The sequence below is a fragment of the Amycolatopsis sp. NPDC004772 genome, from assembly GCF_053601215.1.
The window spans coordinates 49,897-59,804 of record NZ_JBSGBK010000053.1; the positions used below are offsets into that span (position 1 = coordinate 49,897).

10 protein-coding genes are annotated in these 9,908 nt (G+C 70.0%); 6 read left to right on the forward strand and 4 right to left on the reverse strand.

Annotated elements, in window-relative coordinates; all coding sequences use genetic code 11:
• The first annotated feature begins 61 nt into the window (after window positions 1-61).
• Together ACWEF6_RS27685 and ACWEF6_RS27690 are read left to right on the forward strand one after the other, a co-directional pair.
• Window positions 62-571: a PadR family transcriptional regulator gene (locus tag ACWEF6_RS27685; protein WP_449685601.1), complete on the forward strand. Its 510-nt coding sequence runs from the start codon at window positions 62-64 to the stop codon at window positions 569-571.
• Complete coding sequence (locus ACWEF6_RS27690) at window positions 571-1,170, forward strand: GyrI-like domain-containing protein (protein ID WP_449685602.1); 600 nt, start codon at window positions 571-573, stop codon at window positions 1,168-1,170. Before ACWEF6_RS27685 ends, ACWEF6_RS27690 begins: the two co-directional genes overlap by 1 nt.
• On the opposite strand, the gene ACWEF6_RS27695 is transcribed toward ACWEF6_RS27690, so the two are convergent.
• The 3 genes from ACWEF6_RS27695 to ACWEF6_RS27705 all read right to left on the reverse strand — a co-directional run bounded on the left by ACWEF6_RS27695 (window position 1,155) and on the right by ACWEF6_RS27705 (window position 4,728).
• A complete protein-coding gene (locus ACWEF6_RS27695; RefSeq protein ID WP_449685603.1) occupies window positions 1,155-1,418 on the reverse strand; it encodes a hypothetical protein in 264 nt (87 codons plus the stop codon). The two genes, ACWEF6_RS27690 and ACWEF6_RS27695, sit on opposite strands and share 16 nt — an antisense overlap.
• Complete coding sequence (locus tag ACWEF6_RS27700; protein ID WP_449685604.1) at window positions 1,418-3,484, reverse strand: AMP-binding protein; 2,067 nt, start codon at window positions 3,482-3,484, stop codon at window positions 1,418-1,420. Before ACWEF6_RS27700 ends, ACWEF6_RS27695 begins: the two co-directional genes overlap by 1 nt.
• A 305-nt stretch (window positions 3,485-3,789) precedes the next feature.
• Entirely contained in the window at window positions 3,790-4,728 is a 939-nt protein-coding gene (locus ACWEF6_RS27705) for a helix-turn-helix transcriptional regulator (protein ID WP_449685605.1), read from the reverse strand.
• A gap of 163 nt (window positions 4,729-4,891) precedes the next feature.
• On the opposite strand from ACWEF6_RS27705, the gene ACWEF6_RS27710 reads away from it, so the two are divergent.
• Complete coding sequence (locus ACWEF6_RS27710; protein ID WP_449685606.1) at window positions 4,892-6,373, forward strand: hypothetical protein; 1,482 nt, start codon at window positions 4,892-4,894, stop codon at window positions 6,371-6,373.
• Window positions 6,374-6,382: 9 nt separating this feature from the next.
• On the opposite strand, the gene ACWEF6_RS27715 is transcribed toward ACWEF6_RS27710, so the two are convergent.
• Window positions 6,383-7,114: a toll/interleukin-1 receptor domain-containing protein gene (locus ACWEF6_RS27715; protein ID WP_449685607.1), complete on the reverse strand. Its 732-nt coding sequence runs from the start codon at window positions 7,112-7,114 to the stop codon at window positions 6,383-6,385.
• Here ACWEF6_RS27715 and ACWEF6_RS27720 point away from each other — a divergent pair.
• The 3 genes from ACWEF6_RS27720 to ACWEF6_RS27730 all read left to right on the forward strand — a co-directional run bounded on the left by ACWEF6_RS27720 (window position 7,113) and on the right by ACWEF6_RS27730 (window position 9,709).
• Window positions 7,113-7,505 carry a VOC family protein gene (locus ACWEF6_RS27720; protein WP_449685608.1) on the forward strand — a complete coding sequence of 131 codons (393 nt, stop codon included), beginning with the start codon at window positions 7,113-7,115 and terminating at the stop codon, window positions 7,503-7,505. The two genes, ACWEF6_RS27715 and ACWEF6_RS27720, sit on opposite strands and share 2 nt — an antisense overlap.
• A gap of 94 nt (window positions 7,506-7,599) precedes the next feature.
• Window positions 7,600-8,349: a 3-hydroxybutyrate dehydrogenase gene (locus ACWEF6_RS27725; protein ID WP_449685609.1), complete on the forward strand. Its 750-nt coding sequence runs from the start codon at window positions 7,600-7,602 to the stop codon at window positions 8,347-8,349.
• Between the two features lie 34 nt (window positions 8,350-8,383).
• Window positions 8,384-9,709 (forward strand): MFS transporter, encoded by a 1,326-nt coding sequence (locus tag ACWEF6_RS27730; RefSeq protein ID WP_449685610.1) that lies wholly within the window; start codon window positions 8,384-8,386, stop codon window positions 9,707-9,709.
• Window positions 9,710-9,908 lie beyond the last annotated feature (199 nt).

A 9,908-nucleotide genomic window follows, 5' to 3' on the forward strand; every position in this document is an offset into this window, starting at 1 on the left:
AGCATGCCAGGCACCACCGACATTTTCCGGAAGGTGAGTATTCTAGTGCTAGAATACGGCCGTGCTGACCGACGCGGAGCTGACGGTGCTGGGCCTGGTGGCCGAGCGGCCGAGGCACGGCTACGAGCTGGACGAGGTCGTCTCCGAACGTGGCATGCGCGATTGGACGGCGCTCGGCTTCAGCTCGATCTACTACGTCCTGGGCAAACTCCGTGACCGCGGCCTGGTCGCCGAGGTCGCGGGGGAGCGCGCGCACGCGAAGGCCAAGAAGACGTTCACGATCACCGAAGCGGGCCGCAAGGCGTGCGCGGCCGCCGCCGAAGCCGCCGTCGCCGAGCTGCGGCCGGTGCACCCGCCCGTGCTCGTCGGCCTGGCGAACAGCCCGGCCATCCCGCCCGCGCGGCTCGCCGCGGCGCTGGCCCGGCGCGCGGAAGCGGTCGGGGAGCGGCTGGCCGAGGTGCGTCGCGCGGCCGCGGCCCAGGACCACGCCCCGCCGTTCGTCCGGGCGATCTTCGATTACTCCATTGCGCAACTCGAGGCGGAAGCCCGGTGGCTGGAAGGAATGACCTGATGCCGTACGACATCAAGAAGGACCTCAAGCAGCTGTACGCGCCGAAGAACACCGCGTGGGAGCTGGTGGACGTCCCCGAACAGCGGTTCCTCGCGATCGACGGCCGCGGCAACCCGAACACGGCGGAGAGTTACAAGAAGGCGGTCGAAGCGCTGTACGCCTTCGCGTACACGATCAAGATGGCGGCGAAGCAGCGTGGGGAGGACTTCGTCGTGGGGCCGTTGGAGGGCCTGTGGTGGGCGGAGGATTATGCCGCGTTCACCGTGCGCGCCAAGGATTCCTGGCAGTGGACGATGCTGATCGCGCAGCCCGCGTGGATCGGGGAGGAAGCGGTCGAGGGGGCCCGGGAGACGGTGCGGCGCAAGAAGAAGCTCGATGCACCGGTGCGGTTGGAGAAGCTGCACGAGGGGCGGTGTGCGCAGGCGCTGCACGTGGGGTCCTACGACGACGAAGGTCCGCTGCTGGCGCGGTTGCACGACGAATACCTTGCGGAGCAAGGGCTCGAGCTGACAGGGCTGCACCACGAGGTGTACCTCGGCGACCCGCGGCGGGTCGAGCCCGCGAGGCTGCGGACGGTGCTGCGTCAGCCGGTCGGCTGATCCAGCTCGGCCAGCCCGCGTTCCCAGCGCGCCCGGCGCTGGGCGGACGTCTGCTCCCACCACGGCTCACCGCGCTCGCCCAACGCCACCTTCGCCGCCTGGACGCGGGCGCGGTCCTGCGCGCGCCGGGCCGCCATCAGGTGCTTCTGCAGGCGGTCTCGGACGTCGTCGGGGATTTCGGGGTCGGTGGCGCGCCAGCGGCGGCCGTTCACGATGATGTAGCGGCCGTCCGGGGTGTGCTCGGGCATCAGTATTCGCTGGTCGCCGGCCAGGTGTCGTCGTGCAGGAGCCTCTTGAGGATCTTGCCCGTCGCGTTGCGGGGCAGGTCCGGCACGAAGTACACGTCGCGGGGGACCGCGAACCGGGCCAAGCGCTGGTGGATGTACTGGCGGATGTCCTCCGCGTGCAGCGAGGCGCCCCGGCGCGGGACGACGTACGCCGCCAGGCGCTGGCCCCACTCCGCGTCCGCGACGCCGACCACCGCCGCGTCGTGGACGCCCGGGAGCGCCACCAGAGCCTCCTCCACCGGGCGGGGGAACACGTTCTCGCCGCCCGAGACGATCATCTCGTCGGCGCGGCCGGTGACGAACAGGCGGCCCGCGGCGTCCAGGTAGCCGACGTCGCCGCTGGCCATCATGTCCGCCGCGCGGGCCGGGTCCGTCCCGCTCGTGTAGCCCTCGAACAGCATGTCGTTGCCGACGAAGATCTGGCCCTCGCCGCCCGGCGGCACCGGCTTGCGGTCCTCGTCCAGGATCGCCAGCCGGGTGCCGAGCGGGCAGCGGCCGGCCGTCGTCGGCGCCGCGCGCAGGTCCGCCGGGTCGGCGATGCTGGCCCAGGACACCTCGGTCGAGCCGTAGAAGTTGTAGAGGACGTCGCCGAAGGTGTCCATGAACTGCGTGACGAACGGCCCGGACATCGCCGAGCCGCTGCTGGCCACGATCCGCAGCGACGACAGGTCGTACCGCGCGCGGACCCGCTCGGGCAGGTCCAGGATCCGCTGCAGCATGATCGGCACGGCGAACAGCGCGTCGCACTTCTGCTCGGCGATCGTCCGCAACGTCTCTTCGGCGTCGAACTTGCGGGTGAGCGCGAGCGACGCCCGCAGCGCCATGCCGATCTGCATCGCCGCGAGGCCCCAGGTGTGGAACAGCGGCGCCGCCACGAGCAGCCGGTCGCCGGAGCGCAGCGGGATCCGGTCGAGGATCGCCGCCGCGGTGCCCAGCCCCTTCGGCGTGGGACGGCGGGCGCCCTTCGGCGTCCCGGTGGTGCCGGAGGTGAGGACGATCAGCCGGCCCGGCCGCTCGACCGGCTTCGGGCGGTCGGCGGGGGCGGCCTGGATCAGCTCGTCGACGGTCGGGTAGCCGGCGTCGGCGTCCGGCCAGGTGCTGATCCGGGCGAAGTCGCCGGGGACGTTCGCGATGGTCTGCGCGAACTCGTCGTCGGCCAGCACGGCGGAGGGCCGGTGCTCGGCGAGGACGTCCTTGACCGACGCGGCGGACAGCCCGGTGTTCAGCAGGATGACGTCGGCGCCGAGCTTGCTGGCGGCGACGAACGACTCGATCATCGCGGCGTGGTTGCGGCACATCAGCGCGATCCGGTCGCGCTCGACGACGCCGAGTTCGCTCAGCGCGTTGGCGAGCCGGTCGCTGCGCTCCTGGACCTGGCGGAAGGTGCGGAAGCTGCGCTCGTCGTGCAGGGCGGGCTCGTCCGGGACGCGGGCCGCCGCGGCCTGGTAGCCGCCCGCGACCGTGGCGCCCCACTGGGCAAGGGAGTTCAGCTGGCGCGCCAGCTTGTCCGGCCGCGCGGCGCTGAGCACGCCGGCCCGCAGCAGGATGCTCGTGGTGCGCAGCTTGGTGGCCTTGTTGGTCTCGCCGTCGGTGTCCGGGTCGGCTGCGCCCGCCAGGTGCAGGTCGAGGCGGCGGCCGAGGGCGCGGACGTCCTTCTTGATCGACGAGACCAGGTCCAGGTAGGCCGGCGGCAGCATCATCCGCACGAACAGCTCGGTCCGGCCGCCCGCCAGCGGTCTCAGCTCCAGCGAGACCCAGGTGCCCTCGTCGGGAACCCCGCACCACACGACGTGCTCGCCCGGCCGGTGGACGACGGCCTGCATCTGCGTCTCGATCAGCGGTCCCCGCGCGGGGACGATCCGGATCGCGCCCTTCGGGCCGCGCCCGCGCGCGGCCGGCTCCTGGATTTCGCACCAGCTGATCTCCGGCACGAACCTCGAGTACCACTCCGGCGATCCGACGATCTGCCACACCACGTCCGGCGGGTGCCCGACCACGGCACTCGCTTCGACCACATCGTCACGCATTGTCTGCCCTCACCGAAGTGTCACCGAACGCACGTTCAGGTCACGGAGGCGTCACAGTAGCAGCAAATGGGTGATCAGGGATACTCCGAACGGCCAGATACCGGCGGGTAACGGACACTCGGAGTGTGTCCTCCGGGTGTCCATTGTAGACCGATTAACGGCGTTCACCAAGCATAGTGGCCATCGGGCGGTTCGACGTGATCGACAGCGGGGGCGTGAAGCCCGGTCAAGCTGTCCGGTGAACGCCTGGCCGCCGAGTCGGACAAAGGCGACGAACGGTGATTCAACGGACGCGGACTGGGCTGTCACGTTCCGTAGCGGGCGACCAGCTCCGCGCCGAGCCGCGCCAGCTCGGCCCGTACCGACGCCGGGCCTTCCACCTCGACCAGCGCGCCCCACCCGGCCAGCTCCTGCGCGATCATCACCGGCGCCGGCGCGGCGACCCGCGCCCGGACGCGGTCCCCGGGCAGTTCGGCGACCAGCGCGCAGTGCCGCCCGAACCGGTCCTGCAGCACCTCGAAGTGCCGCCGGTCGAGCACGACGTCCGCGCTGAGCAGCGAACGGCGCTTCTCCACCTCCTCGACGACCTCCTGCCAGACCGTCGTCAGCTCGAGGTCCGACGGGCGGTCGGCGGGCTCGTCGGTCGTCACGGCGGAGACGATCCGGTCGACGCGGAAGGTCCGGCGGCCCTTCGCCGTGCCCGCGACCAGGTACCAGACCTCGTCCTTGTCGACCAGGCCCCACGGATCGACGAGCCGCTCGGACTTCGCGCGGCCGGCGTAGGCGAGGCGGACCCGTCGGCGGGCGATGACGGCGTCCCGCAGCAGCGAGACCATCGGCGGCCGTTCCTTCGGGCGCTCACCCCAGCCGGCCTGGTCGACGACGACCGCGTCCGCCGCCGCCTCGGCGTCCGCCCGGAACGTGCCCGGCAATGCCCCCATCAGCTTCCGCAGGGCCGATTTGACCTCCGGCGCGCCGGAGGCGGCCGGGCCGGCCAGGAGGAAGAGGGCTTGCGCCTCGCGGGCGCTCAGGCCGGAGAGGTCGGTGCGCGCGCCGCCGACGAGCTGCCAGCCGCCACCGCGCCCGGGCTGGGGGTAGACGGGCACGCCGGCCGCCGAGAGGGCTTCGAGATCGCGACGCGCGGTGGCGACGGAGATCTCCAGTTCCGTCGCCAGCTCGGCGGCCGTGACGCGGCCACGGGTCTGCATCAGCAGCAGGGTGGCCACGAGGCGGTCGGCGCGCATGGACGCAGTGTCGCACCCGGCCGTGTCACCGCTCCTTTCCGGCGGACCTGACAATTAGTTGTCAGTACTTGGTCAACGGCGGAAACCGGTACGGCTCCGGCCTAGGCTCGGCCGCCCGTGTGCTCGCCCGTCACGGGGTATTCGCGCGAACCGAAGGAAACCCGTGACGAACGACCCCCATTCCCGGCAAAGCATCCAGAACACGGACGGGACGGTGTTCGCCAATCAAGGCGGCAACCAGACCATATACATGGAGTCCGTCAAGGACCACCTCCAGAACGGCCTGATGGCCCTCAAAGGCCGCATGTACGCCAAGGCGGTCAGCGAGTTCGAAGAATTCCTCAGCGACGCCCGGAAAGTCGGCGCCCAGAAGATGCCGGAGGCGCAGCGGGACCTCGCCACCGGGCACTTCTGCGCGGCGCTGGCCATGTTGGTCGGCCGCCCTCCCAACGACCGCTCGCCCGAGCAGATCGACCGCGTCGAGGCCCACATCGAGCAGGCCATCGACTACGGCGACATCGTGGTGACCCACCAGGCCAACGTGTTGTGGGCCCTGGTGAAGGACGACTACTACGCAGCGAACAGCATGCCGGCCAAGCCGCCGTCGGCGGATGCCTTGGCCGCGAGCATCGACGAACTGCAGCCGACACAGCTCGAGCCGCTGGTCACGCACGTGAGACGGGCTCAAGGCCGCACGTTCAGGCTGCTGCAGGCACGCGCGAACGAGTTCGGCATGATCGTGCTGGCGGAACCCGAGCAGGTGCCGGTGGTCCGCGATTTCGATCCGGCACGCGGAGAAGCGGTCAGGCGTTACTTCGTGCAGACGCCACGTCGTCAGAGTGCAGCACCTGGAGCGATCGTGCTCGGTGTCGCAGCGCTCTGCGTGATCACGGCCGCGTCGGAGCGCAACGCCGGCAGTCTCGTGCTGCTCATCGTCGCCTACTTTGCCGTGAAATGGGGCTGGCGGAAGGTGAAGCAGTACCGCGTCTACCTGAAGCGGTACGCGGCAGCGGAGCCGAAGCCGAGCGACGCGCAGATGGACGCGTGGCTGCAGGAGGACATTGCTGCGCTGGAGACCAAGGCGAGCCGGCTGGTTCGGTTGGTGGCGAAGACGAAGCATGAAGGCGGCGACCTCGTCTACCCGATCCAGTCAGTGGTCGGCATGTCCTCGCCGACGGGGTCTCTCGCGGACTCGTGGTGCGCCCGGCGCGGTGATGACCACAAGTGGCGCGCCAGTCACTACGACGTGCTGATCCTCTTTCTCACCAACGATCTGATCAGCATTTACCGGTGCGAGATCGACTTCCGCACCGGCGAACCCATCCACGAGGAGATCGCCGAGTGGCACTACCGGGACATCGTGAGCGTCTCGACCAAGCGGGTCACCATGCCCGCGCCGATCGTGGCCCGGTTCCGCAAGCTCGACGAGCTGATCGACCGGGACGGCGATGGCGAGCACGAGAAGTATGCCGACATCCCCTATGCCCAGGAGTTCACGATCTCGATCATCGACGGCCACCAGGTCGAGCTGAACACCGGCTTCGGCGAGACACTCGGTGCCGAGAACGAAATCGCCTGGCGTAGAAACGAACGCGCGCTTGCCACCCTCAAGAAGATGATCCGGGCGCGCCACAACCCGGCCTAGCCGAAGGCGTCACATCGAGACGTTCTGGTCGCCGCCCTGGTTGACGATCGTGATGCCGCCGTGGGAAACGATGTTCTGGTCGAGGCCGCCGGCGGGCCGGGGCTTCGGGCGGAGCCGCGGGGGCAGGTCGGGGATCCGTCCCGGCGCCGGCTTCACGTACGGCACCTGGCCGGTCAGCACGCGGAGCAGGGATTCGCCGCCGGCGACGGTGAACTCGGTGACGAAGTAGTGGTCGGCCGTCTGCGGCTGCAGGAATGCCGGGATTTCGGCCGGGATGTGGCCCGGCAGGAGCACCGGAAGGATCTTGCGCGTCCACGTCGGCCGGTCGCTGTGCAGCTTTTCGCGCAGGAGCGCGGCCTCCGATTGCATGCCGCGATTGTCTCCGGCCGAAGCGTAACCGTCGGCGACCTCGCGGTACCGGGTCGAGGCGACGACAATGACGTAGTCGGCGTTTTCGATGCTGCCGATGGCCCACGTGTACCAGTCCTGGCGAGCCTCCAGTTTCCACTGGTCCAGGGTGACGTCGATACCGTTTCGCATGAGGAACTCGCTGAACAAGAGCACTTGATCTTTGTGTTCGGCTGAATCATGCGTGTACGACACGAAGACGCTTATCGGCATGGCAGAACAATAGCATTTCCGGCGCAACGGAATGGGCGGGAAGACCGTTGTCAAAGTGCTCACTTGGTGAGCACTTTGGCCGCCATGCTGGCTCTCGGACCGCTTGAGAGGAGCAGACATGCTGCGAGGGATGGCCACCGTCACTTACTACGCCGAGGACCACGAGGCCGCGAAGGCCTGGTACACCGAGTTCCTGGGGGTCGAGCCGTACTTCAACGTTCCCGGGTACTCGGAGTTCCGGGTCGGCGACTACCAGCACGAACTCGGGATCATCGACCGCAAGTACGCCCCCTTCACACACGCCGAGCCGGGTGGGGAGATCGTGCACTGGCACGTCGATGACCTGGAAGCGACGTTCGCGCGGCTGCTGGAGCTGGGGGCGAAGGAGTACGAGCCGATCATCGAGCGCGGGCCCGGGTTCGTGACGGCGTCGGTCGTCGATCCGTTCGGCAACGTTCTCGGGATCATGACCAACGTGCACTACCTCGCGGTGCTGGCGGACCGCTCCTGAGCCGATCCATGTGGGCTCACCCCACTGGATCTTGCCTAGGTGTGGCTGCCGCCCACATGGTCAGCGACCGGCGTCACGCTTACCGTTCCCGTCCATGACCAGCGATCTGGACGGGCGCACCGCCCTCGTCACCGGCGGTGCCGGCGGTATCGGCCTCGCCTGCGTCCGCGCCCTCGCCGCGGCGGGGGCCAAGGTGCACGTCGTCGACATCGACGAGCGGGGCACCGAGGCGGCGGCGGCCGAGGTCGGCGGCTGGGCGCACGTCGCCGACCTCACCGATCCCGCGGCGATCGACGCGCTCCCCGCCGAAGTCGACGTCCTGGTCAACAACGCCGGGATCCAGCACGTCGCGCCGCTCGAAGACTTCCCGCCGGAGGTCTTCGAGCGGATCCAGGCCCTGATGGTCACCGCTCCCTTCCGGCTCATCCGGCACACGCTCCCCGGGATGTACGCCCGGGGCTGGGGCCGGATCGTCAACATGTCGAGCGTCCACGGATTGCGCGCCTCGGCCTACAAGGCCGCCTATGTCGCCGCCAAGCACGGGCTCGAAGGGCTTTCGAAAGTCGCCGCTCTCGAAGGCGCCGCACACGGGGTCACCAGCAATTGCGTGAACCCCGGGTACGTCCGCACCCCTCTGGTCGACGGGCAGATCGACGCCCAGGCCGCCGAGCACGACATCCCGCGTGCGGACGTCGTCGCCGAGGTGCTGCTCAAGCGGGCCGCGATCAAGAAGCTCATCGAACCCGAGGACGTCGCTTCCCTGGTCGGGTGGCTGTGCTCGCCGCACGCCGGTCACCTCACCGGGGCGTCCATCCCGCTCGACGGCGGCTGGACCGCCGCCTAGGAACCCGCACAACCACAAGGAAGTGGAGCCCGCAGTGAGCCAACCCCACCGGTCGGCGATCGCCAAGATCGTCGGCGCGAGCCTGATCGGCACCACCATCGAGTGGTACGACTTCTTCCTCTACACCTCGGCCGCCGCCCTCGTCTTCAACAAGCTGTTCTTCCCGACGGCGGACCCGCTCACCGGCACGCTGCTGGCGTTCCTGACCTACGCCGTCGGCTTCCTCGCCCGCCCGATCGGCGGCCTGGTCTTCGGCCACTTCGGCGACCGGCTCGGCCGCAAGAAGCTGCTGATCGTCAGCCTGGTGCTGATGGGCGGCTCGACCTGCCTGATGGGCGTGCTGCCGACGTACGCCACCGCGGGGGTCGCGGCGCCCCTGCTGCTCACGCTGCTGCGGCTCGTCCAGGGCTTCGCGCTCGGCGGCGAGTGGGGCGGGGCCGTCCTGATCGTCTCCGAGCACGGTGACGACCGCCGCCGCGGGTTCTGGGCGAGCTGGCCGCAGTGCGGTGCGCCCGGCGGGAACCTGCTGGCCACCGCCGTCCTGGCGATCCTGTCCGCGACGCAATCGGACGCGGCCTTCCTGTCCTGGGGCTGGCGGGTTCCCTTCCTGCTCTCGGGCGTGCTGCTGCTGATCGGCCTGTGGATCCGGCTGGCCGTCGCCGAATCGCCGGTGTTCCTCGCCGCCCAGCGGCAGGCCGAGGCGCGCGCCGAAAAGCACGTCCCGGTCGTCGAGGTCTTCCGCAAGAGCTGGCGGCAGGTGCTGATCACGATCGGCGCGCGGATGGCCGAGAACGTCTCCTACTACGTGATCACCGCGTTCATCCTGGTGTACGTCACGACCGGGCTGCACCTGCCGAAGGGCGTCGGCCTGACCGCGGTGCTCATCGGGTCGGCGGTGCACTTCGTGACGATCCCGGTGTGGGGTGCGCTGTCGGACCGGGTCGGCCGCCGCCCGGTCTACCTGTTCGGCGCGATCGGGATGGCCTTCTGGGGCTTCGCGTTCTTCGCGCTGCTCGACACGAAGTCGTTGGCGGTGATCGTGCTGGCCGCGACCGTCGGGCTGGTGCTGCACGGCGCGATGTACGGCCCGCAGGCCGCGTTCTTCGCCGAGCAGTTCCCGACGCGGGTGCGCTACACCGGCCTGTCGGTCGGCGGGCAGCTGTCGTCGATCGCCGCCGGGGCCGTCGCCCCGCTGATCGCCGTCGCGCTGTTCTCCGCCTGGGGCAGCACGGTGCCGGTGTCGCTGTACGTCGCGGCGATGTGCTTGATCACGGTGATCGCGCTGCTGTCCGCCCGCGAAACCCGTGGTGAGTCGCTGCACGACGACGTCGAAGCGGAGAAGGCGGCCGTCTCGCCCTAGCATGACGGCCGTGACCGCACCCTCGGACGCCCTGCGCCGGCTGCTCGACCTGCTCGCCTCCGGGGCGAGCACCGAGCAGCTGGCGCACGTCGTCGTGGCCGCCCGCGCCGGGGGGGGCCGGGGCGCGGCCGGCCGGGCCGGGGGGGGGCGCGGGGGGGGGGGGGGGGGCGCACCGCGGGACGCCACAAACAAAAAAAAA

Bases quoted from the DNA above. Each gene is read 5' to 3' on its own strand.
- ACWEF6_RS27695 (WP_449685603.1), bottom strand. From the start codon at position 1,418: ATGCCCGAGCACACCCCGGACGGCCGCTACATCATCGTGAACGGCCGC.
- ACWEF6_RS27690 (WP_449685602.1), top strand. From the start codon at position 571: ATGCCGTACGACATCAAGAAGGACCTCAAGCAGCTGTACGCGCCGAAG.
- ACWEF6_RS27720 (WP_449685608.1), top strand. From the start codon at position 7,113: ATGCTGCGAGGGATGGCCACCGTCACTTACTACGCCGAGGACCACGAG.
- ACWEF6_RS27715 (WP_449685607.1), bottom strand. From the start codon at position 7,114: ATGTCTGCTCCTCTCAAGCGGTCCGAGAGCCAGCATGGCGGCCAAAGT.
- ACWEF6_RS27725 (WP_449685609.1), top strand. From the start codon at position 7,600: ATGACCAGCGATCTGGACGGGCGCACCGCCCTCGTCACCGGCGGTGCC.
- ACWEF6_RS27705 (WP_449685605.1), bottom strand. From the start codon at position 4,728: ATGCGCGCCGACCGCCTCGTGGCCACCCTGCTGCTGATGCAGACCCGT.
- ACWEF6_RS27700 (WP_449685604.1), bottom strand. From the start codon at position 3,484: ATGCGTGACGATGTGGTCGAAGCGAGTGCCGTGGTCGGGCACCCGCCG.